The organism is Chitinophaga sp. (genome assembly GCF_017745275.1).
Classification (GTDB): Bacteria; Bacteroidota; Bacteroidia; order Chitinophagales; family Chitinophagaceae; genus Chitinophaga.
Map to the genome: position 1 here is coordinate 501,142 of NZ_JAGHZS010000007.1, position 24,843 is coordinate 525,984.

Sequence of the window (24,843 nt, forward strand, 5' to 3'; positions counted from 1 at the left end):
AAAATTACAAACCAGTGGCCATTACTTTACTGCCTCTTTCCCGGATCAGTTGTTCTCTTATCTTTTCCGACCGGAATAATGCGAGCGGTTGTAAAGCACCACCCGCCTGCAATCTGGCTGCTGCCACCAGCGGGCGTACATCCGTACGGAAGGCTTGCTGCAGTACTTCCTGTGCAGTTACCACATCATTCGCCTGTTGCGCTGCATATAATTTTTTACGATCTACCAGCAGTGCCTGTGCATAGCTGATCATGATCGCTTCTACGGATTGCAGCAGGTCTTCCAGCGGATCCTTCACGTTATGCGAGGCGTCTATCATCCAGGCCAGGTCGGTATGGTGCGTCATGTTACGGGCATCCATGCCTTCCACCAGTTCATTGAAGATCAGGAACAGTTGATAAGGCTTGATACTGCCTACGGTGAGATCATCGTCGCCGAATTTGGAATCGTTGAAATGAAAGCCGCCGAGTTTACCTTCCATGAGCAACAGCGATACAATCTGTTCGATGTTGGCATTGGGCAGGTGATGCCCCAGATCCACGAGGGAATAGGCTTTAGGGCCCAGTTTATTGGCGAAGAGCAGCGACTGTCCCCAGTCGCCCACCGTGGTGGAATAGAAATTAGGCTCTGCTGCTTTGTACTCTACAAAGATCTTCCAGTTGTCTGGCAGTGCCGCATAAATTTCTTGCAGGCTTTCCAGTGTGTTCTGGAACGCTTGGCGGAAATTCAGTTGTCCCGGAAAGCAGGAGCCATCGGACAGCCATACGGACAGCACATCCGAGCCTAACGCAATGCCTTGTTCTATCACCGCTATATTATGTTCAATAGCTTGTTTGCGTACGTCTTTGCTGACATGCTGCAGGGAGCCAAACTTATAACTCAGCGCCTGTCCTGGCTGATCCTGGAATGTATTGGAGTTCATGGCATCGAAGCGGAGGCCATGCTGAGCCGCCACTGCTTTGATGTGTGCCGGGTTATCCGGCACATCCCAGGGAATATGCAGGGAGATGGCACCGCTGGATTGATTCAGTTGATGCAGTAATCCGACATCGTTTATTTTTTCTTCGAGGCTGCGGGGTTCACCGCCGCCAGGGAAGCGCCCGAAACGGGTGCCGCCTGTACCCAGCGCCCAACTGGGGATGGCTACCTGGAAGTCTGTGAGTTGCTGCATAATATGCGCTGCATGCGGTATTTCAGCAGACAGGTAGTTAAAAGCACGTTCGTGTGCGGGCAACAGTGCCTGGTTATGTTCATTTATTTTATAGGACGCTAATTGCATGAGGATCGTTTTTACTGCAATAAAATAGGGCTTTTATCTTACAAAAGCCATGGCTACCCCACCATCTACATTCAGTACGTTACCGGTGGCTTTGTTCAGCAGTCCGCCTACAAAAGCGTAGCAGGCGTTGGCAATGTCTTCGGGAACAATGATTTCGTTGAGCAATGTACGTTTGGCGTAGAATGCAGGAAGTTCTTCCACCTTCACTCCATAAGCTTTGGCGCGGCCTTCCGCCCAGGCTCCTGCCCATATTTTACTGTCAGAAATCACTGCATCCGGGTTCACTACGTTCACGCGTATACGATCTTTTCCCAGCTCTGCGGCATTCAGGCGGCTAAGATGTAACTGCGCCGCTTTGGCAGAGCCATAGGCAGCGTTGTTAGGACCGGAAACGAGCGCATTTTTGCTGACAATATTGAGTACATCGCCACCAGTGCCCTGTTTGCGGATGATGTCTACACCGGTTTGTGTTACCAGGAACTGGCCTTTCACCAATACATCGTATAGCAGGTCCCAGTCTTTTTCGGTATGATCTTCGAGTGGTTTGGAAATAGACAACCCTGCGCAGTTGACAATGATGTCTACGCCACCAAAGGCCAGCACGGCGGTATTGAAGGTTTGACGAATCGACGCCGCATTTGTTACATCCAGCAGATCTGCTGCGAATACATCTTTCCCAAATAGTTTATTAAACTCTTCAGTAGCAGTAGCGAGGCGTTGCTCATCATTATCGTTGATCACCACTACAGCGCCTTCTTCGGCAAACTTTTTTGCGATGGCTTTGCCGATACCGCCGGCGCTGCCTGTTACCAGGGCAATGCGACCGGTCAGTGCTTTGGGTTTAGGCATACGTTGCAGCTTCGCTTCTTCCAGTAACCAGTATTCTATATTAAACGCTTCCTGCCGCGGCAACGAAGTATATTCCGAAATCGCTTCCGCGCCTTTCATCACATTGATGGCATTGATATAAAATTCTGCCGCAACGCGGGCTGTTTGTTTGTCTTTCGCGAAAATAAACATCCCTACACCCGGATACAGGATCACTACGGGATTGGGATCGCGCATAGCGGGACTGTTCGGGTGTTTGCAGGTATTATAGTATTGGGTGTACATTTCCCGGTAGGCATCAAACAGTGGCGCCAGGCCGGCTTTCACTGCCCCCACGTCTTCCAGGGAAGCGTCCGGGGTGAGGTTCAGCACAAGGGGACTGATTTTAGTACGCAGAAAGTGGTCGGGGCAGCTGGTGCCTAAAGGCGCGAGGCGGTCCAGGTCTTGCGAGTTGATGAACTCCAGTACGCGCGGGTCGTCAGTGAAGTGTCCCACCATTTTTTGCTGAGAAGAGCAGTAACCGCGTAAAATGGGTGCCAAAGCAGCCGCCTGGGCCTTGCGTACATCCGGCGCCGGCGAAGTGATTTTTGCGCCCCCAAACACCGGTTTTGTACGACCGGTATTTTCTTCGAGATAGGTGGCGCAGCGTTCTATCACTTCCAGGGTATTGAGATAGCTTTCATAAGCGGTATCCCCCCAGGTGAACAGGCCGTGCGATCCCAGCATGATACCACGGATACCCGGATTTTCATCGAGGCATTGTTTCAGTTGCAGTCCGAGGTCGAAGCCGGGCTTCTGCCAGGGTACCCAACCGATGGTGCCATTGAATAATTCCTGCGTAATTTTTTTCCCGTCTTTAGCCGCGGCAATGGCAATGGCTGCATCGGGGTGCAGGTGATCAATATGTTTAAAAGGGAGAAATCCATGCAGGGGGGTATCAATGGAAGGGGCTTTGGAACTGAGGTCGTAGATACAGTGATTAAATAATTCCACCATTTCATCTTCGTGTGCAATGCCGCGGTAGATATGTTGCAAACTGCGGAGCCGGTCTACATACAGCGCGGCCAGTCCATTTCTTTTCAGTGTACCAAGATCACCGCCTGAACCCTTTACCCACATCACTTCTACGGGCTCGCCTGTCAGCGGATCTTTTGCCATAGCTTTACAGGATGTATTTCCGCCTCCATAGTTCGTTAACCGCAGATCGGCACCCAGCAAATTGGAACGATAGATCAACAAAGCTACTTCATCACCCGCCATACCAGCTGCTGTTGCTTCATCCCATAAATAACTGACATGCCTGAATTGCGTGGTAGTTCTATCTAAAGACATACTATATAAATTTTAACGTTTAATTGGTTAATGAATTACCATATCCCACCAGTACAACAGAAAGAATGATGGTGAATATACCCAGGGAAATAGTAGCAAAGGTTTTACTGCCGGCGTTTTTCCATTCCTTCAACACAAATCCCCACATGCTGGAGATCAGGATAATAAAGGCCATGTGCAGGATCCAGGAACTGGCGTCATTTCCCAGCTTACTTTCTCCCATACCATAAAAAAAGAATTGCAGGAACCAGGTAGTACCTGCAATGGCGGCGAACAGGTAATTTTTCACCAGCGGTGTTTCCTTATTAGTATAGTCGCTGAACGACTGATTTTTGCTATTCAGGATCATACACCAGGTGAAATTGGTGGTGAGTCCGCCCAGCATGATGATCACAAAAATAACATTGTTCTTGAACAGCGGGTTCACGTTGTTAGCCACAGCGGCTTCTCCCATGCTGCTGCCCGCCGAGATGGCAAAGCTCATACAGGCACTCAGGATACCGGAAATAATGGCCACAATGAGTCCTTTACGCAAATTGAATTCCTTTATAGCCGCGGTTTTCTCTTCATCCGAAAGTTCCCGTTCCTTTAATACACCTGCCCTGCCACAAATGGCAATGCCTGCCAGGCATACCACTACCCCCATCAATACATACAAGCCTTTGCCGGAATGTAACATGGCGCCGAAAGTATGAGGATCATCTGTAAAAAGTCCGCGGTAAATGGGCGGTATGAGCGCGCCAAAAGCAGAACAGAATCCCAGGGCCACCGCCATCCCTAACGACATGCCCAGGTAGCGCATCGACAACCCAAAGGTTAATCCGCCAATGCCCCATAATACGCCGAGGAAATACGTCCAGAAAAGTATATGGCCCTGCGTGCTGCCAATAATATCCATAAAGCCGGGAACGGTTATCCAGGCCGCCACCAGCGGCACTACCAGCCAGGAAAATATGCCACCCACAATCCAATAGCTTTCCCAACTCCAACCCTTCACTTTCTTGTAAGGGATATAAAAACTTCCGGAGGCAAATCCCCCGAGAAAGTGGAATAAAACGCCCAATAAAGCTTGCATAACAAGTATCTGATTTGTAACGTGGAAAACTAATGTTTCGTAAAAGTAAAACATGAATCATTTCAAACTGTCATGCACTGTCATGCTTCGAATATCCACTACCAATTGTTGAATTAAATGACTATCATTGCCGGGAAAAGTTGCTGACAGCAAATTCCAGGGGACTAACACCTATTGCGCATGAAACAACATCCGATTTTTAAATACCTGTTTATAGACGACTTCTCTGCCACGCCTAAATATTTCCAACTGGCCAATTCTATTATTAAAGCTATTGTAGACCAGAAAGTACAACAAGATGATATTTTACCTTCCATTAATGAGGTCAGCTATGCATTCGAAATATCAAGAGATACAGCAGAAAAAGCCTACAAATATCTCAAAGGCCTGGGAATACTGGGGTCTGTGCCAGGTAAAGGATATTATGTGCAACATACCAATCTTGACCAGCAATATAAAATACTACTCCTGTTTAATAAACTCAGCGAGCACAAAAAAATCATTTATGATTCCTTCGCCGATAAATTAGGGGAACAGGCCAACATCGATTTTTATATTTATAACAGTGACTTCAGCCTGTTTAAAAAACTGTTGTCAGAAAACATCCAGGAATATACACACATTGTGATCCTCCCGCATTTCCGCGAGCGCTGGGAGCATGTAGATGAAGTGATTAATACCATTCCGAAAGAGAAGTTGATCTTGCTCGATAAAAAGCTGAAAGGTGTTACCGGTGAATACGGTGCAGTGTATGAAAATTTCCAGGAAGATATTTATGGCGCCCTGGAACAAGCCAGAGATAAGCTGCAGCAGTACCATACCCTGAAAATTATTTACCCGGAAAACACCTATTACCCCGAGGAAATCTATGAAGGGTTTGCGCAGTTCTGTCAGAATTATGCGTTCAACAGTAAAAAGGTAAATGAAATTGAAATAGAAGATATCCAGCCGGGAGATGTATACATCAACCTGCGGGAAAATGACCTGGTGCTGCTGATAGAAAGGATTATTTCCCTGAATCTGCAGATAGGAAAAGATGTAGGCATTATTTCCTATAATGAAACGCCGTTAAAGAAGTTCATCCTGAACGGTATTACCACTATTTCCACCGACTTCAAATGCATGGGAGAAATGGCAGCACAACTGATCCTCGATCATTCCAGGGCGCAGATTGAAGTACCATTTTATGTGACCATGCGGGCATCGCTATAACTATTTCCCTACCTTTGGGCATTAAACGGAAAAATATGCAAACACCGGAAAAGTCCAATGATCCGCTGCACGGGCTTACTTTAGAGAAAATAGTAACACACCTCTACGAGAGTTATGGCTGGGAAGAACTGGGACAACATATCAAAATTAATTGTTTTACCAGCAATCCATCAGTACAGAGTAGTTTGAAGTTCCTGCGTAAAACGCCATGGGCAAGGAAAAAAGTGGAGGACTTTTACAAATATTCCCTGAGAAAAAACAAACTGAAATAATAATGAAAGGCGGGATGTTCGTTTTTGAACGTCCTGCCTTCAAAAACGAACATTTTACCCCACATACCGCTTTCTCATCTTCTGAAAATCAACACCTTAATAAATGGCATCTCTTTAGCGGACCAGTACACACTCCATTAAACCGTTGCCCATGTTTATCAGCTACCTAAAAACGGCTTATAGTATTCTCCGGCGGAATATCAGTTACACGGTGCTCAACGTAGCCGGACTTACATTGAGCATTGCCGCGTGCCTGATTATCTTCCTGATTGTACGAAATGAGCTGGGATATGACCAGTTCTATAAAAAAGCGGATCGTACCTACCGGGTAACGCTGCATGAACTGGATTATAACCCCAGCGTATCCCTGGCAGTGGCGCCTGCCTTGCGAAATGACTTTCCTGAGTTGGAACAGGTGGCGCAATACTGGTACCAGGAAACAGGGTTGGTAAAAACAGGAAATACCCGGTTTAATGAAAAGGGATTTGCTTTTGCGGATGCTGCCTTCCTGCAGATATTTGATCAAACATGGCTGGCAGGAGACCCACGTACTGCGCTATCGGACCCTGACGAAGTAGTACTCACCGCCGGTATAGCAACGAAATACTTCGGTAATAAAGATCCCATTGGGCAAATTATTCAACTGAATAATGAAAACAACCTGAAGGTAACCGGCGTCGTTAAAGATCCGCCTGCCAATAGCAGCCAGCCATTTGCCTTTCTTGTTTCCTATGAAACCATCCGGAAAGATATGCTGGCAAGTGCCCATTTTTATAATATCTCCGGCGCCAGTACTTATATTTTGCTACCTGAAAAATATAATGCCAGTCAGCTGCAAAGCAGGATGAAAAGCTTTATTGCCCAAAACTGGGGAGCAGACATTGCAGCAGATGCGAACCTGCTACTGCAACCCTTGAAGGAAGTTCATTTTGACCAACGCTACCAGGTAAACCCTGCTGCTCCTACCGCCAATAAAGCTACTTACCACGGACTATTGATGGTAGCACTCTTTATTATCATCACGGCTTGTATCAATTTTATCAATATGGCTACGGTGCAGGCTATACGGCGTGCCAAAGAAGTAGGTGTACGCAAAGTATTGGGAGCACATCGCCTGCAACTGATCTGGCAATTCCTGTCTGAAACAGCGTTGCTCGTGCTGTTGGCAGTGGTGTTGGGTATTTTTACCGCGGCATTATTCCTTCCGGCGGTAGCCGCCTGGATTGACGTGCAGGTAACGGCAGCCGCCCTCCTGGAAACACCGGTATTACTGGCTATAGCAGGTATAACAGTAACGGTTATATTATTATCGGGAGGTTATCCGGCGTTTGTGCAATCTGCCTTTCAGCCGGTCACTGCCCTAAAAAGCAATACCGGTTTACGCATTAAAGGGTTAGGTCTTCGTAAAGTATTAGTGGCTACACAATTTGGTATTTCACAGCTGTTGATTGCCGGTACCCTTATTGTGGGCTACCAGATGGACTTCCTGAAAAACCAGGACCTGGGCTTCAACAAGAAAGCCATCATTTCCTTTCCGGTGCCTGATGATAGCAAACGGGAAATACTGGAAGCCCAATTGCTGGCGAATCCCGGCGTCAGGCAATTCAGCTTTGCGTCTGGCCCGCCGGTTGGCGGCAGCGGCTACAGCGCTTTTACGTGCCCCGAAGAGGGTTTGATTAAAGATGATGTAACAGAAAGAAAAGCTGTAGATGAAAAATATCTTGACCTGTTTTCCATTAGGCTATTGGCCGGCGAAAAACCACACAAACGTTTGGCGGGAGATACACTGCACAAGGTATTGATCAATGAAACCATGCTACATAAACTGCATCAGCAGGTGCCTGAAAAAGCCATTGGCAAAACGTTTTATATCAACGGCGATGCCGTGATGATTGCCGGCGTGGTACAAAACTTCCAGAGTGAATCGCGGTATAAGAAAAACCGGCCCTGCGTGCTGGAATACAGGCCAGACCGGTTCAGAACCGCCTGCGTACAGATAGCTCCGAAAGACATGACTGGTACGCTGGCCCGCATTGATAAGTCCTGGTCAGCACTTTTCACCAATGATCAGTTTCAATACGACTTCCTGGATGATCGCATCGCCCGGTTATATCAACAGGAACAAAAACTATACACTGCCTTTAAACTTTTCTCGGCACTGGCCATCGTGATTGGTTGCCTCGGATTATACGGCCTGGTGGCCTTTGCTGCGGTACAACGCCAACGGGAAGTAGGCATCCGCAAAGTATTGGGCGCCTCCCTGTTTCAAATCACCGGGCTTTTTGCCAAAGAATTTATTGTACTGATCCTGTTAGCCTTCTGTGTGGCAGGGCCGTTGGCCTGGTGGGTAATGCAGCACTGGCTGGATAACTTTGCTTATCAGACACATATTGGCGGCGGTACTTTCCTTACAGCCATCAGTATATCGGTGGTGATTGCAGGAATCACGATTGCGTCGCAGGCAATCAAAGCGGGGCTGGTGAACCCTGTAAAGAGTTTGCGATAACGCAGGCTATGGGCTTTTCGCCCCCCGTTATAACTTTACTTTTAACCCCATTTCTCTTTTCATCGTGAGTAATGCTTCTGCATTGCCTTTGGCATCGTCTACCGGATGATGGGTGTGCCGGGTTTTCCGGAGATGTTTAAACGTAGTAAAGGTGTCTTTCATCATACCCTTGTACAAGCTGCCGAGGTTCTGGGAGCTGAATCCGAAAGGATTTTCACCCAGGAAATGATGAAAATACCAGCAGATAAACATCCAGTCGAAGCCGTTGTTATCGCTGATAAACATGGGCCTGTCCTTGCTTACGGACGTAATCCAGTTTTTAAAATTCCTCATCACCGTGGCCGGATCTTCAAACTGCAGCGTTGCCTCGCGGCTGTGGCCGGATACCGCTAATGCCTCCGGGATAAATTTATCGGAAATGGGTTTCAACTGACCATAGAAGGTCTGATTCAACTGTTCGTTGACGAGAACAGCGCCAAATGAGATCATGGAGAAGTCGCCCGGAATAGGTCCGTCGCTTTCCACGTCCACCATAATAAAAGCCATAAAATGGGTTTGATTTAGGGGTTAAACAATTTTTAATTTCGGGGGCAAAGATATAATAATATTTTCCATATCTGCAAAGTCAATGCAGTGGCACTTTTTCACTGTCATAAAAATGATTACCTTTTCCAAATGGCTGGTATGAAATATTTATTCGGATTATTATTAGCGGGCGGACTGTTCCATGGTTATCCCACCTTATCCCAGGTAGTGAATAAAAATACCATTCCGATTATCAAAATATGTAAGCAGGTTGACGTGGATACTTCTCTCCGGAAAGTAGCCGCCACCGGGGATCTTTCGCATCTCCCGGCTTATGGGAAAGACAAAGCGCTAACAGGTTACTACAAGGATAGCACGCTGGTGAAAATGATTTTGAAGGGCTATGATAAGGATGGTAAGGAAACATTTGTTTACTACTATCATCGTAACGCTCTCATTTTTGTTTATAACGAATACTTCGGCCCTCATTACAATGATACAGGGAAACGCGTCCCTAATGCCTTTGAAAGCAATTTCCGGGGCTACTATTATTTCAAAAATGGGAAATGGCTGGATGAAGTTTCCAATGGTCATAACCGGTTTGAAGACGATCAGCTCGATTCTGGCAAGATACTACCCGCGGAAGCAAAGCTATGCAGGCGGTTGCTGCCCTGAAATTGAAAAAGGCATCCCGGCTATGCCAGGATGCCTTTAACGCCAAAGCGTTAACAGAGTCTTTTATGGAGCCCCCTTTGATTAAACTAAATTAATCGCAGGTGTCCATGAATATTCTGTAGATAACATGAATACCTCCTTTTCTTTGGTGAGTAATGAAATTACTGGAAAATATCCAGAAAAGAAAATACCAACACAAAAAAATTACTTATTACTGCAGTGGAGTAAAGTGCTACTTTCCTATTACTACCGGCAACACTATATCATGAATTGTTTTCTCGAAATAATAAGCACGCTCCATATTCGCCGGGTTGGAACCTATATTCTCCAATACTACGATGCTACTATGGGTAGCCGGATAATAAAAGTTAATACCAATAAAACCCTGCTCCGGTAAAAATCCGGTATGTCCTATTTCAGATTTATCGGCATTAATCATCAGGCCATATCCGCCGCCGGTTTTACCTACAACCGGATGTTGCCGGGGGGAATAGGCCGTGGTCATGTCCTTGTACATGGCTTCGCTCAGTAGTTTACCATTATTCAATAGTTCGTTCCAGCGTACGAGGTCTGCCGCTGTAGACACTACCCCTGCCGCTCCCAGCAACATTTCCGGGACGGGGTCCGTTTTCGCCTGTAGCTGCCCGTTTTTGCTTTCCTGGTAACCGGTAATTGGTTTTATACGCGGAGGTACGCCTGAATTGGGCATCCGGGTTTGCTGAAACAGGTCTTTCAGCAATATCGTATACGCTTTGCCGGTAACATGTTCCAAAACAGATTGTAACAGTACATATCCAAAATTTGAATAGGCCAGTTGGTAACCGGGTGTAAATGCCAGCGGCTGATCATACCATACCACTCCGGATGTATGATTGAGGAGTTGATGAATCGTCACACTATCCCCCCACTTGTCTTTCAGATCCGGCAAATAAGTACGTAATCTCTTTTGCAAATCAATATGTCCCTTTTCAACTTCCTTTAACACCAGCGCCGCTGTGATTTGTTTGGACACAGACATGATCACAAAATGGCTATCCATTGTCACCGGCTCCTTTGTATCCCGGTTAGCATACCCCATGGCTTTGGCATACAGCGGTTTGCCATTTTGTGCAATCAGTACCACACCGCTGAAGTCACGCATATTTTTAGCGGCCAGCAAGGAGTCCAGGCGGGTATAAATACTTTGCTGTGCAACGGCGCAGCCGCCTGCCAGCAGCAGTAACCCGGTAAATATTGCTTTACGGAATTTCACTTATTTCTTTTTTAAAGCAGCAGCAATCGCTTTTTCTGCCAGTGGCCCCATCACGAGGTAGCCTTCCTTGTTAGGATGCACCCCATCATAAGTCAATTCTTTTTTCAACCCTTTCTGCTCATCAGCCATAACGCTGTAGTAGTCGAGGTATACACAACCATTTTTAGCGGCATATGCTTTAATCAGTTGATTCAGTTGTGCGATTTTAGTGACAGGATCCAGTCCTTTGCGCCATGGATAGTCATATGCAGGCAGTACAGACGACAATACGACTTTTATACCATTGGCTTTTGCCAGTTCCGCCATCGATACGATGTTGCCAAAAATAGTGGGAACGGGCGTGTAGCCGGTATTGCCCGCGATATCGTTGGTACCTGCCAGGATCACGACTACTTTAGGATGCAGATCGATTACATCAGGACGGAAGCGAATCAGCATTTGTGGTGTAGTTTGACCGCTGATACCCCGGTTGATATAAGGTTTGCCTGCAAAAAAATCAGGGTTCAGATTTTTCCAGCCGATGGTAATAGAGTTGCCCATGAACACGACCCGCTGCTCGCCTGCTTTCGGTGCCTCCACTTTAGCATTATCTTCCTGAAAACATTTCAGGCAGGCCCAATCCTGCTTCATCAGCGCTGAGTCTTTATCCTGCGCAAAAGCAGCGGTACCCCATAGTGTAAACAATGCCATTAATGGCCAGGTTAATTTTTTCATTTTTATTGAATCTGTTTTTATAACGCGGTTAGCATTTAAACGTCCAGAAAAATAACGCTTTTTTTCCGGCATTACCAACCCTCCGTTTTCAAAGGTGTACAGTCAAGGATCAGCGGCCCTTAAACAGGACAGTGCAGGACAGTACAGGACGCAACAGGACAGGAATCTATGATACTTCGATTAAATTTATTTCCGTTAAGCATCGCCGTTTCATCATCACCTAATTCCACTTGTTATGATCAAAGTCTATATCCTTTGTCGTAAAGGATACTCCGTTATGGCACGTTATGGCGTCACCTTTTTATTACTGTCCTTTTGCCTGGCAGGTTTTGCGCAGGAAAAAAACAATGTTACCGGGCAAATAACTGATGCAGGTACCGGCGCTCCTCTACCCAGTGTTACCATTGGGGTCAAAGGTAGCAGCAAGGGTACTTTCAGCGACGCCAATGGCAGGTACACCATCGCTGCCAGCACTGCTGATTCACTTGTTTTTAGTTTTATCGGGTACATTTCCAAAACCCTGTACGTGGGTAACCGCACCAAGATCAGTACACAGCTGGAGTCCAGCAACAAAGTACTCAACCAGGTAGTAGTAGTGGGTTATGGTACCCAACAAAAGAAAGATGTAACCGGCTCCGTGGGCATTGTTCCAATGAAAAATGTGAAAGACATGCCTATAGCCGGTCCTGACCAGGCCCTGGCCGGGCAGATTGCCGGTATCCAGGTAAGCACCTCCAACGGTATTCCCGGTGGTGGCCCGCAGGTGCAGGTACGTGGCATTGGCGCTGTAGGCGCCGGCAGCCAGCCCCTGTATGTAGTGGATGGCTATCCGCTGGCCTCTTCCTCTGACCAGGTGTCTGATCCGATGAATGCCATCAATCCACAGGACATCGAGTCTATGGCTGTATTGAAAGATGCATCCGCTACAGCCATCTATGGCTCCAGGGGCGCCAACGGCGTGGTACTCATTACCACCAAACGTGGCAGCTCAGGCATTCCAACCGTACAACTTTCTGCCAACTACGGCATCCAGCAAATTCCGCAAAAAGGCCGGCCTAACCTGATGAACGGACAGGAGTTTGCACAATTCAGAAAAGAAGCCATTGAAGACAACATCCGTTTCACCGAACACCGCGAACCCACCGACGCGGATATTCCGGAAATCTATCGTCATCCTGAAAAAATCGGCGAAGGCACCAACTGGTTCAATGCCATTACCCACGTGGCACCTATGCAGGACATCAACCTTAGCGTAAGCGGAGGTACTGAAAAAATAAGAACCTATATTTCCGCCGGATACTACAACCAGGACGGTGTAGTGATTAACTCCGGGTACAAAAGATTTTCTGTCAGAGCCAATGTAGATGCCAACCTTTCTGACCGTTTGAAAATAGGCTTTAACATCGCGCCTTCGTACACTACCCGCAAAGGCAATACCAACGGGGAAGGCCGTGGTAACTACTTCGGTATCGCCAGTCCTATTGAACCAGTGTACAAACCGGATGGCAGCTATAATGCCTATATCCAAAGCCCCGGCACTTTTGGTATGCCCAACCCGGTGATGTTCCTGAATGAGGTGATTAACCGCTCCAAGAGCACCCGCATTTTGTTTAATACCTATGGCGAATATGAAATTATAAAAAACCTGAAGTTCAAATCTACCTTTAACGTAGACTACCAGGAAGGATCCGGCGAGTATTTCATCCCTTCTACCATTGGTGGTACCAACGTAGCACCGCCTACCATTCCTTCCGGTGGCTACAATAGTGGTAACTACCTGAACTGGCTAAACGAAAATACGCTGACCTACCAGTACAACACGCAAAATGGTCATGCCTTCACCGGCTTACTCGGCTACAGCGTGCAATCACAAAAAGAACAATATGGCGGCTTCAATGGCGCCAACTACCCTGACGATGATATCAAAACATTAAATGCTGCGGCTACCATTACCGGTGGCACCGACAAAACAGAATGGGCATTACTGTCTTATCTCGCGAGGATCAACTATGCATATAAAGATAAATACCTGGCAACAGCTACGGTGAGAAGTGATGGATCTTCCCGCTTCGGACCTGATAACCGCTGGGGTACCTTCCCTTCTGTGGCTTTAGGATGGCGTATTTCACAGGAAGAATTTATGAAGTCGTCCCGTATTTTCAGCGATCTGAAATTAAGAGCCTCCTATGGATTCTCCGGTAATTTTAATATCGGTAACTACTCTTACATGAGTAACATCGGCACCAGCGATTATGTACTGGGTGGTGCCCTGGCCGGCGGCCGTGTAATGAACACCCTCGGCAACCCCAACCTGGGCTGGGAAAAAATGCGCGAACTGAATATAGGCGTTGACGTTGGATTATGGAAAGACCGCGTATACCTGACCATTGATGCCTACAAACGCAATACGCAACAACTGCTGCTAAACGTAGAGGTACCACAATCCAGCGGGTTCTCTACTGTAACAGAGAACAAAGGCGACATGGAAAACAAGGGGCTGGAAATTGGTATCTCCTCCCGTAATATTGAAAACAAATCACTCACCTGGACCACCAACTTCAACATTTCCTTTAACCGCAACAAGGTACTGGCACTGGGGAAAGACAATGCGCCTATCTACTCCGGCAACTCCAGCGAAGGCAATCCTACCAATGTAAGCATGGTAGGCAAACCACTCGCCATGCTGTATGGATATGTATTTGATGGCATCTATCAAAACCAGGGAGAAGTAGATAAAGGCCCTGCGTTTCCAGGAGCTATTCCGGGAAACATCCGTTTCAAAGATATCAATGGCAATGGCGTGATTAATCCGCGGGAAGATTTCGCCATCATCGGGAATCCTTACCCCGACTTCAACTGGGGCTTAACAAATATCCTGAATTACAAAAAATTTGACCTGCGGGTATTAGTGGTAGGATCAATGGGAGCTGACCGCTTACATGCCACCAACGACTACAACGGCAACATTGACGGCGTATTTAATGTAAGAAAAGATGTGGCCAACCGCTGGAGATCTGAGTCCAACCCGGGTAACGGTAAAGTACCTACGACGAATGGTTCCGGCCGTGGCAGGGTGATGTACAGGGATGTAAGTTCATTGACCGTTGAGAAAAATAACTATGCGTGGGTGAAGAACATTACGCTTGGTTACAGCCTGCCAAAATTTGGATTTGTACAAAGTGCCAGGGTATATGTGAGTGTGCAGAATGCCATCCTGTTCACTAACTACAGTGGTAATCCCGAAGTAACCAACTACCTGGGCAAGGGCGGTAGCGGCGCATTGGTACCGGGCATCGACTACTCCAGCTACCCTGTTCCAAGAATTTATTCACTGGGCGCCAATCTCTCCTTTTAATCCAGTTCCTAAAAGTATAGCAACATGAAAACAAAAATATCTTTTATCGCACTTTTAGCGATTGCACTGAATGGATGTAACCATATGCTGGATGTGAAACCAAATTCGTTCTCCAGTGGTTCGAATTATTACACCAATGAAGGCCAGGTATTACGCGCGGTAAATGGCTGCTATGGCGTATTACAGGATTTATATCGCAGCGACTACTGGGCCATGACTGAAATGAGAGCGGACAATACCAATTATCAGTATGACGAAAGTGATCGTGGTGCACAACAACGGGAAGAAATTGATGAATTCCTGACCACTACCAGCAATAACTATATTAACAGTACCTGGGCGCAGTTATACCGGAACATACAGCAATCCAATGTGATTCTTACCCGCATCGATGCAGTACCTTTTGCTAATGAGGCAACTAAAAAACAATATACCGGCGAGGCTAAGTTTCTCCGGGCCCTGTACTACTTTCACCTGGTGCGTCTTTTCGGCGGTGTGCCCCTTTTGGTGAAAGAAGTGGCAGGCCCGGAGCAGGCCTCCACATCTAAAAGAGCCAGCGTAGCAGAAGTGTATGCACAAATTATTGCAGATGCCACAGATGCCGCAGCCAACCTGCCGGCTTCCTATACCGGCGCAGACGTAGGCAGAGCCACTAAAGGCGCGGCACTGACCCTGCTGGGCGATGTGTATATGACCATGAAAGACTATCCAAAAGCAGTAACCACCCTGCAACAGGTAGTAGCCCTCAATTACTCCCTGGTACCTGAGTATGGTGACAATTTTGATCCGGCGAAGAAAAATAATGCGGAGTCCATTTTTGCGGTGCAGTTTAATTCAGGACTGGAAACAGAAAGCAGCAATTTCATTTTTGTATTTGGTCCGCGTAACGGTAAAAAAGATCTCACCGGTTTCAACGGAAACCTGGGCGGTAATAATATTCCTACTCCCGGCATTGTGAATGCGTATGAGGCAAAGGATAAAAGGAAAGCAGCATCTATTGCGATGTACGACAGTCCCACCAACGCTGCCTTTGCAGAGTCAGCTGCTTTCGGCGGCAAATTACCGTTCATCAAAAAATTCTACCATCCACCGTATGCATTAGATGGCCGTGCCAATGAAAACTGGCCGGTATACCGCTACTCCCAGGTGTTACTGATGCTGGCAGAAGCGATCAATGAAACCGGTACCGGTGATCCCCTGCCCTATATCAATCCCGTGCGGGTACGTGCAGGACTGGATCCGTTGCCTGCTTTGAGTCAAACCGCCTTCAGAGATACCGTATTCCATGAGCAGCGCGTGGAACTGGCCTTTGAGGATCAGCGCTGGTACCAGTTGCTGCGCACCGGTAAAGCTGTAGCGGTGATGACCGCACATGGTATTGAAGAGAAAAAACGCCTGACCAGGTTAAGCCCGGCTTCATACAACATACAGCCGTTCCAGTTATTATATCCGATTCCTGAAAGAGAGATCAGATTAAATGGTTTTGAACAAAATACCGGTTGGTAAAAAAAAGTAGAAAAAAAGGGGAAACGTTTGCTATATTACTACAGCTATAGTCAACCGTCCACGTATAGTATCATCTCAGGAACTTATACAAGCATATATATTATGACCACCTTAAGAAAAAGACCATTCAGGCTGCTTGCGCTCATCACTACCGTTTTAATAACGGCGGTAGCCTGTAATAACGGAGACGACTCAACGTCAAAAGACAAGGAACACAAAACAGGAAATCCGAAAGTCGATGCCTTGAAATTACCTGATAACTTTAAAGCAGAGCGGCTGTACAGCCCTGGCGATAACAAGCAGGGATCCTGGGTATCTATGACCTTTGACAACAAGGGCCGTATGATTGTATCTGATCAGTACGGTTACCTGTACCGTTTGCAATTGCCCGCTGTAGGAGAAGATTCTTCTAAACTGAAAATTGAAAAACTGAACATCGGTAACGATACCTCCACCCAGAAAGTATCGATGGGATATGCACAGGGATTGCTCTATGCATTTAACAGTTTGTATGTAATGGTGAACCACAATAGTGACGACCGGTTCAACAAAGGCAGCGGCTTGTATCGCTTACAGGATACCGATGGCGATGATCAGTTCGACAAAATTACGATGTTGAAAGCATTGGACGGTGAAGGCGAACATGGCCCACACAGCATTGTGCTGGCGCCGGATGGGAAGTCTATATATGTAATTGCCGGTAATTTTACAAAGATTCCGGAGATGAATAACTATAAGGTGCCGCTGTCAGTTAACATTGATAACGTGTTGCCGTTTATTAAGGATCCTAACGGTCATGATAACGTGGTAAACACGCATGGAGGCTGGATTGCGCACATCGATTCCACCGGTAGCAACTGGGAGCTGATCAGCTCCGGCTATCGGAATCCTTTCGATCTTACCTTCAATGACCAGGGCGATATGTTTACCTATGATTCCGATATGGAATGGGATTTTGGTACGCCGTGGTACCGCCCTACCCGTATCTGCCAGGTTACCAGCGGCAGCGAATATGGCTGGCGTCCCGGTACTGAGAAATGGTCGCCCGCCTATCCGGACAACTTACCGCCATTATTGAACATTGGCCAGGGTTCTCCTACCAACCTGATCTATGGCGGGAAAGCGCGTTTCCCGGAGAAGTACCGCAAATCATTGTTTGCCTTTGACTGGAGCTTCGGTATCATCTATGCCATTCACCTGCAACCGGAAGGCGCTTCATACAAAGCCAATGCAGAAGAGTTTCTGTCCGGCTCTCCACTACCGCTGACCGATGGCGCCATTGGCCCGGATGGCGCACTGTATTTCCTGACTGGTGGCCGCCGGCTGGAATCTGATTTGTACCGCGTATATTATAAAGACAATAAAGACAGTAACGAACCGCTGGCAGCAACCACACCTACCGAAGGCGCCAATACCCGCAAACAGCTGGAAGCATACCATGGTGGCGCTAAACCAGGCGCAGTGGATTTCGCGTGGCCTTACCTGAAAAACAGCGATCGCTTTATCCGCTTTGCTGCAAGAATAGCGGTAGAAAATCAACCTGTGAGCCAGTGGCAAAACAAAGTGTTACAGGAAAAGGATCCTGAAACACTGATACAGGGAGCCATTGCGCTGGCGCGCCAGGGTAAGGAAGACGTTAAAAAACTACTCTTGCCGCAACTGATGACCATCAACTATGGCCAGTTATCACCCTCCCAGCAAATAGACCTGCTACGTGCCCTTGAATTGGTATTTGTGCGCATGGGTAAACCAGATCCCGCTTTAGCAGGACAGGTAGCTGCTTACCTCGATCCGCAGTATCCCGCCGGCAACAACGATCTTAACCGTTCACTGAGTAAAGTGCTGGTATATCTCAATGCCCCTAAAGCTGTAGAAAAAACCATGGCTTTATTGTCTACAGCAAAAGACGATACTGCTGCACAGAAAACTGCGATGCAATCTTCCGACCTGATCCTGCGCAACCCGCAATATGGATTGGACATTGCCGGTATGCTTTCCAAGATGCCACCACTACAGCAAACCTGGTATGCAACAGTGTTGAGCCAGGCTAAGAACGGCTGGACGCCTGCCCTGCGGGAGCAATACTTCCAATGGTTTTATCATGCCTTTACTTATAAAGGCGGCCATAGCTTCATTGGCTTCATCAATACCGCGCGTCAGAATGCATTGGCGAATGTACCGAAGAAGGAGTTCGCTCATTTCAACCAGCTATCCGGTGACTCACTGGTAAACAGTGGTGGTGGCCTTACACAGGGCTATCCTCAACCGAAAGGACCAGGCAGAAACTGGAAACTGGACGAAGCAGTGAAAGTAGTAGACAGTGGATTAACCAACCGGAATTTTGAACAGGGCAAGGCCATGTTTAATACGGTGTTGTGCAGTTCCTGTCATGGTATGCGCGGAGAAGGCGGTGTAGCCGGTCCGGATCTAACGCAACTGGGTACACGCTTTTCTACTAAAGACATCCTGGAAGCTATCATCGACCCCAGTAAAACCATTTCCGATCAGTATGCCGCTACCGTGTTTTCATTGAAAGATGGCGGTTCTGTATTAGGTCGGCTGGTGAGCCAGGACAAAGACAAATATATCATTTCACAAAATCCGTTTGCACCGCAGGAACACCGCGAACTACTGAAAAAAGACGTAGCAGGTACAAAAACATCTACAGTTTCTGTGATGTTACCAGGGCTGATTAACCGCCTGAACCCGGAGGAACTGAGAGACCTGGTGGCCTACCTGAAATCCGGTGGCAACAATAAGGATTCTGTCTTCCTGGCACCGAAGCAACTGGGTAGTAAATAATTTTTTTGGAAGATAAACCTGGCGCGAATGACGACACAAACACCCGGATGGCAACATAAGATATCGCATCACTTACAGCTGGGCGGTATAGAAACAGCGGTGCTGGACAACGGCCCCGGCAGGGGTACCCGCATTGCCTGGATTAATACCGGTGCAGGGTTGCGATACAAGGTAGTGATTGACCGCGCCATGGATATTGCCGATGCTTTTTTTAACCAGCATAGCCTGGCGTGGATCAGCCATAGTGGCGTTACTGCACCACAACGTATCACTGACAAAGGTGTGAACTGGCTCCAAACATTTGGCGGTGGATTGATGACCACCTGCGGGCTATCGCATGTAGGCGGTCCTGAGGCCGATGAATACGGGGACCGCGGACTGCATGGGCCTATCAGCAATACGCCGGCAGAAATTATTTCCATCATCCAGCCGGATCCGGTGAACGGACAAATGGAGATGAGCATTACCGGTATCATGCAGCAGGTACAGGTGCTGGGGCCACAACTGGTATTGAAACGTACCATTTCCGGTACACTCGGACAAGCACGTATACGCATATACGACGAAGTTATCAACAAAGGCAACCTACCCGCCCCGCATATGCTGCTGTATCATTTCAACATGGGATGGCCACTGGTAGATGTAGGAGCAGATATCTGCTGGGAAGGCAACTGGACTTCCAGGGCAGGTAATCCGGACCATATCTTCCGGGAAGGCCATCCTTATAAAAAATGTGCCGCACCAATGGACAGTCATGCCGGCAACGGAGAAGAAGCTGCTATCATTGATCCGGTAGCAGCTGCCGACGGATGGTGTACCTGCGGCGTTCACAATGCGGCGTTGCCATTAACGCTCTCGCTGCGTTTCAAAAAAGAAGAGTTGCCGGTGCTCACCAACTGGCAACACTGGGGCAAAGGCGAATATGTGATGGGGCTGGAACCCGGCACCCATCCTCCTACCGGCCAGGCGAAAGCACGCCGCGAAGGAACATTGATCATGCTGTCACCTGGTGAAGCAAAACATTATGAATTAGAAATAGCTGTTAGCAGTTAGCTATTAGCTTTTAGCTTTTAGTAAATGCAGCGGAGATCATCATATGCTTATCTCCACTGCATTTACTAAAAGCTAATAGCTAGTGCCTAATAGCTAAAGGCTTAACATTAAACTATCTAGCCATGGAAAAATTAAGCTTAGCTGAAAAAGCACTCGAACAGGGACAAGGGATTCTCCGACTGGCACCTACCTGGGTACCCAGGTCATTTTGTGTGCCAGGACGGCGGATCAAATTACACCCGGATGATTATTACGTCCTGGGAGGCGAAAGAGGCGGCATCGATGAACGTTGGCTGTCATCCACCACCCCGGCAAAGAACGGGCCTTTAACGGGCGAAAATGAGGGTTTAAGCATGGTGGTACTGACCGAGGGTAACAGTACCCAACAATTTTTATTAAAAGATGCCATCAGCGAATTAAAGGACCGCCTGATCGGTAAACGACTATGGGACCAGTACGGCGCCTGGCCCATGTATTCCAAATTCTTCGATAACATGGGACCGCTGCCGCATCATATTCATCATAACGATGAGAAAGCGGCGCTGATAGGACAAGCCGGCAAACCGGAAGCGTACTACTTTCCGCCGCAACTGAATAACCACGGTGGCGACTTCCCTTACACGTTCATGGGTATTGCGCCCGGCACCACCCGCGAACAGATTAAGGAATGCCTCCTGAACTTCACCAAAGGCGATAATAAAATCACGAATTATTCGCAGGCCTACCGTTTGGAACCCGGCACCGGGTGGGATGTACCTCCCGGCTTATTACATGCGCCCGGCAGCCTGTGCACCTACGAACCACAGAAAGCCTCCGATGTATTTGCCATGTACCAGTCGCTCGTGAACGAAGCCATTGTACCGGAAGTACTCCTCTGGAATGGTACGCCCAAAGAGAGTATCGGCGATTACGACGCCCTGATGGACGTCATCGACTGGGAACTTAACGTTGACCCTAACCAGTTCCAGAACCGCTTTATGCCACCTAAGCCGGCTGCTAACGGCCAGGGGTACACGGAAAACTGGGTATGCTATAAATCAGACGCTTTCAGTGCCAAAGAACTGACCATTGAGCCCGGCGCTACGGTAGTCATCAAAGACAGCGCCGCATACGGCATCATCGTTATGCAGGGGCATGGAAAAATGGGCGTATGGGATATAGAAACACCAGCACTGATTCGTTATGGTCAGCTCACCAATGATGAGTTTTTCATCAGTGAAGCGGCAGCAACAGCAGGTATTACCATTGTGAATACTTCTGCCACGGATCCTATTGTAATGTTGAAACATTTTGGTCCCGGCAATCCTGACCTGGTGCTGTAATTGAAAACCTTTAAACCCGCGTTATGACAGAAAATAATTATCCGAAACTACACAACGCCACCTGGCCGGGCATTGTAGGCAAAGGGGATGGTGCAGAACCCATCATTTCATTTGATACCCTGCTGGAAATGACCGCTGCGGCTGAAGTAAACGGTGTCAAATTCGATGGCATCGATATCGGCTTATTTGATCCCCATGTGCCGGTAGATAGCAGTGATGATGATTTGAAACGACTGGTAGACAAAGTCTCGGCTTACGGTTTGGAAATAGGTAGCCTGGTAGCTCCCATCTGGCCACCCAGTGGCGGGTCTGCGATGGGCAGCAAAGAAGAGCGGGCCCGGTTTGTAGAGCAGGTACGCAAATCCTGCCATATAGGTAAACGCCTGCGGGAACTCGGTATCCGGCCTAATGGCGTAGTGCGTATTGATTCCGCCTGTACCCCCGAAAGCTGGTCGCAGGACCCTGCCGGCAATACCCAACTGATTGCACAAACCTTCCGTGAAGCCTGCGATGTAGCAGCCGGCTACGGCGAAAAGCTTGCCGCAGAAGGAGAAATCTGCTGGGGTGGTATGCATAGCTGGAAAGCCATGGTAGATACCCTGTCGGCTGTAAACCGCCCTAATATTGGCTTCCAGGCGGATATGTCGCATACCTTCCTGTACCTGCTGGGATATAACAGTCCACAGGATCGCATACTTCCCGCTGATTTCGATTGGAAAGACCGGGATGCGCTGGCGGCCGGATTGCGCACACTCACGGATGCACTGCGGCCCTGGACGATCGACTTCCACGTAGCACAAAACGATGGTACCGTGCATGGCAGCGGCTCACATGATAAAACGGGCCGGCACTGCCTGGCCACTGACCCTAACGGTAAACTGAATATTGCTGTAGACGCCGGCTACTGGCTGCGTGACGGCAATGGCGCTCTCACCAAAGCGTTCAGGCATATCTGTTGGGACGGTTGTATGTTCCCGAATGCGGTAATGACCCAGGCCAATACCTGGAATGATATACTCGCCGCTATGATCGAAGTACGCAACCTGCACGGCTGGCAGGAATAGTTTTCAACACCTAATTTCAGACAAACTATGACACAAAAGAAAGCATTGAGGATAGGATTAATTGGCTGTGGCTTTATGGGCAGAACACATTCCAACGGTTATCTGCGGGTGAAGAATTTCTTTCCCGGCCTGGCATATGTACCGGTGTTGAAAGCCGTATGCTCCCGCACAGAAAGCAAAGCCCGCGCCTTCGCAGAACAATGGGGTTATGAATCCGTGGAAACCGACTGGAAAACACTCATTGCCCGGGATGATATTGATGCCGTAGATATTTGTACGCCCAATGATATGCACGCAGAAATTGCCATTGCCGCTGCTGCTGCCGGGAAAATGATCCTTTGTGAGAAGCCGCTGGCCAGAACCCTGTCCGAATCGGAGGGCATGGTAACGGCCATTGAAAAAGCAGGCGTGCCCAATACGGTATGGTACAACTACCGCCGCTTGCCGGCAGTGACCCTCGCCAAACAAATCATCGACTCAGGCAAGCTGGGACGCATCTTTCACTATCGCGCCAACTTCCTGCAGGACTGGACCATCAACGCCAACCTGCCACAGGGCGGCGAGGGCCTCTGGCGCATGGATGCTGATGTTGCAGGTTCCGGTGTGGTGGGCGACCTGCTCTCCCATTGTATAGACACTGCCTTATGGCTGAATGGTGGCATTAACACCGTCACGGCCATGACGGAAACGTTTGTCAAAGAACGGATGCACCAGCTCACCGGTAAAGTGGAAAAAGTACATATCGACGATGCCTGCTCCTTCCTGTGCCGCTTTAACAACGGCTCACTGGGGCTCTTTGAATCAACCCGTTATGCACGCGGACATAAAGCATTATATACATTCGAAATCAATGGTGAGCATGCTTCCATCCGCTGGGATCTGCACGATTTAAACCGTCTGGAATACTTCGATAACGCAGACGCATCTACGGTGCGCGGATGGCGATCTATACATGTCACCGACGGCGATCAGCCTTATATGGACAAATGGTGGGTACCAGGCCTGGGGATCGGCTATGAACACTCTTTTGTACACCAGGTAGCCGACTTCCTGCAAAGCCTGGAAACCGGCGCCCCCTGCTCTCCTACTTTCCGGGAAGCACTGGAAACACAAAAGGTTTGTCAGGCAGTATTGGATTCTGCCAGCAGCGGCACCTGGAAAAACACCGGCGTGGCATAACTACCGGAAACGTATACACGCTGGTATCCATCTCCGGAGGATATACGAAAAACAAACACTTATAAAATATTATTTATGCTGACAAGATCAGGTTCCCTGTTTATTTCATTGGTAGCAGCTTCCGTACTGTGTACCGCCAGCGGCTGCCAAACGGGCAACAGCATGGGTAACACCAGCGGTTTCGTGGAAATCTTTGATGGCAAAACATTAAAGGGCTGGGAAGGCGACGGCATTCACTGGCGTGCCGAAAACGGTAACCTGGTAGGTGAAGTAACACCCACTACGCTGCTGAAAACCAACACATTCCTTATCTGGCAAGGCGGACAGCCGGCGAACTTCGAACTCACCTGCGAGTTCAGGATTACCAGCGGCGGCAATAGTGGCATCAACTATCGCAGCGTGTTGGTAGAAAATGTACCCCATGCACTGAAAGGCTACCAGGCCGATATTGATGGCGCCAACCGTTACACCGGCCAAAACTATGAGGAACGCGGGCGCACTACGCTGGCTTATCGCGGACAAAAAACTAAAATTCCTGCGCCCACTACCTCCCTGCAGGACGGCGTAAAAAACAACGCCTGGTCGGCCGCCATTGTAACCGGCTCACTTGGTAGCTCCGACTCCCTCCAAACGCTGATCAAAAGCGAGGATTGGAATAAATGCCACCTGGTGGTAAGAGGCAATCACCTGCAACACTATATCAACGATGTGTTGATGAGTGAAGTGGTAGACAACGATAAAGTAAACGGTAAAAGCAAAGGTTTGCTTGGCGTACAGGTGCATGTAGGGCCGCCTATGAAGGTGGAATACCGGCATATTATGCTGAAACGTTTGTAGTATAAAAGAGCGGATCTCCTCCGCTCTTTTTTATTATATTAGCTTCATCAAAAAC

The 24,843-nt window shown here is 48.2% G+C and carries 18 protein-coding genes; 12 read left to right on the forward strand and 6 right to left on the reverse strand.

The window, feature by feature from the left end; all coding sequences use genetic code 11:
* Window positions 1-4: 4 nt before the first annotated feature.
* From J7623_RS21615 to rhaT, 3 genes are read right to left on the reverse strand one after another with little or no spacing between them, the layout of a single operon-like run.
* Complete coding sequence (locus J7623_RS21615; protein WP_291924284.1) at window positions 5-1,279, reverse strand: sugar isomerase; 1,275 nt, start codon at window positions 1,277-1,279, stop codon at window positions 5-7.
* A 33-nt stretch (window positions 1,280-1,312) separates the two neighbouring features.
* A complete protein-coding gene (locus J7623_RS21620; RefSeq protein ID WP_291924286.1) occupies window positions 1,313-3,439 on the reverse strand; it encodes a bifunctional aldolase/short-chain dehydrogenase in 2,127 nt (708 codons plus the stop codon).
* A gap of 19 nt (window positions 3,440-3,458) precedes the next feature.
* The gene (gene rhaT / locus J7623_RS21625) at window positions 3,459-4,514 is read right to left on the reverse strand and encodes an L-rhamnose/proton symporter RhaT (protein ID WP_291924288.1); all 1,056 of its coding nucleotides are present in this window, start codon (window positions 4,512-4,514) and stop codon (window positions 3,459-3,461) included.
* Window positions 4,515-4,694: 180 nt separating this feature from the next.
* Here rhaT and J7623_RS21630 point away from each other — a divergent pair, with 180 nt between their 5' ends.
* From J7623_RS21630 to J7623_RS21640, 3 genes are all read left to right on the forward strand, one after another.
* Window positions 4,695-5,726, forward strand: a complete 1,032-nt coding sequence (locus tag J7623_RS21630) for a GntR family transcriptional regulator (protein ID WP_291924291.1) — start codon at window positions 4,695-4,697, stop codon at window positions 5,724-5,726.
* A gap of 35 nt (window positions 5,727-5,761) precedes the next feature.
* Window positions 5,762-5,998: a VF530 family protein gene (locus J7623_RS21635; protein WP_291924293.1), complete on the forward strand. Its 237-nt coding sequence runs from the start codon at window positions 5,762-5,764 to the stop codon at window positions 5,996-5,998.
* A gap of 151 nt (window positions 5,999-6,149) precedes the next feature.
* On the forward strand, window positions 6,150-8,504 hold the full coding sequence (locus J7623_RS21640) for an ABC transporter permease (RefSeq protein ID WP_291924294.1): 2,355 nt from the start codon (window positions 6,150-6,152) through the stop codon (window positions 8,502-8,504).
* A 27-nt stretch (window positions 8,505-8,531) separates the two neighbouring features.
* Here J7623_RS21640 and J7623_RS21645 read toward each other — a convergent pair whose 3' ends face one another.
* Window positions 8,532-9,050, reverse strand: coding sequence for a 3'-5' exoribonuclease (locus J7623_RS21645; protein ID WP_291924297.1), 519 nt, complete (start codon window positions 9,048-9,050; stop codon window positions 8,532-8,534).
* A 138-nt stretch (window positions 9,051-9,188) separates the two neighbouring features.
* On the opposite strand from J7623_RS21645, the gene J7623_RS21650 reads away from it, so the two are divergent.
* Window positions 9,189-9,704 carry a hypothetical protein gene (locus J7623_RS21650; RefSeq protein WP_291924299.1) on the forward strand — a complete coding sequence of 172 codons (516 nt, stop codon included), beginning with the start codon at window positions 9,189-9,191 and terminating at the stop codon, window positions 9,702-9,704.
* Between the two features lie 232 nt (window positions 9,705-9,936).
* Here J7623_RS21650 and J7623_RS21655 read toward each other — a convergent pair whose 3' ends face one another.
* Entirely contained in the window at window positions 9,937-10,956 is a 1,020-nt protein-coding gene (locus tag J7623_RS21655) for a serine hydrolase domain-containing protein (RefSeq protein ID WP_291924301.1), read from the reverse strand.
* A complete protein-coding gene (locus tag J7623_RS21660) occupies window positions 10,957-11,670 on the reverse strand; it encodes an SGNH/GDSL hydrolase family protein (protein WP_291924303.1) in 714 nt (237 codons plus the stop codon).
* A gap of 235 nt (window positions 11,671-11,905) precedes the next feature.
* Between J7623_RS21660 and J7623_RS21665 the strand changes: the two genes are divergently transcribed.
* The 8 genes from J7623_RS21665 (at window position 11,906) to J7623_RS21700 (ending at window position 24,788) form a co-directional block, all read left to right on the forward strand.
* Complete coding sequence (locus J7623_RS21665) at window positions 11,906-15,025, forward strand: TonB-dependent receptor (protein WP_291924305.1); 3,120 nt, start codon at window positions 11,906-11,908, stop codon at window positions 15,023-15,025.
* A 24-nt stretch (window positions 15,026-15,049) separates the two neighbouring features.
* On the forward strand, window positions 15,050-16,531 hold the full coding sequence (locus J7623_RS21670; RefSeq protein ID WP_291924306.1) for a RagB/SusD family nutrient uptake outer membrane protein: 1,482 nt from the start codon (window positions 15,050-15,052) through the stop codon (window positions 16,529-16,531).
* A 102-nt stretch (window positions 16,532-16,633) separates the two neighbouring features.
* Window positions 16,634-19,333 carry a c-type cytochrome gene (locus J7623_RS21675; protein WP_291924309.1) on the forward strand — a complete coding sequence of 900 codons (2,700 nt, stop codon included), beginning with the start codon at window positions 16,634-16,636 and terminating at the stop codon, window positions 19,331-19,333.
* 27 nt (window positions 19,334-19,360) lie between these two features.
* Window positions 19,361-20,386: an aldose 1-epimerase family protein gene (locus J7623_RS21680; protein WP_291924311.1), complete on the forward strand. Its 1,026-nt coding sequence runs from the start codon at window positions 19,361-19,363 to the stop codon at window positions 20,384-20,386.
* Between the two features lie 122 nt (window positions 20,387-20,508).
* Entirely contained in the window at window positions 20,509-21,708 is a 1,200-nt protein-coding gene (locus J7623_RS21685) for a hypothetical protein (protein ID WP_291924313.1), read from the forward strand.
* 23 nt (window positions 21,709-21,731) lie between these two features.
* A complete protein-coding gene (locus J7623_RS21690; protein WP_291924315.1) occupies window positions 21,732-22,772 on the forward strand; it encodes a TIM barrel protein in 1,041 nt (346 codons plus the stop codon).
* A gap of 27 nt (window positions 22,773-22,799) precedes the next feature.
* A complete protein-coding gene (locus J7623_RS21695) occupies window positions 22,800-23,951 on the forward strand; it encodes a Gfo/Idh/MocA family oxidoreductase (protein WP_291924317.1) in 1,152 nt (383 codons plus the stop codon).
* 75 nt (window positions 23,952-24,026) lie between these two features.
* Window positions 24,027-24,788, forward strand: a complete 762-nt coding sequence (locus J7623_RS21700; RefSeq protein ID WP_291924319.1) for a DUF1080 domain-containing protein — start codon at window positions 24,027-24,029, stop codon at window positions 24,786-24,788.
* Window positions 24,789-24,843 lie beyond the last annotated feature (55 nt).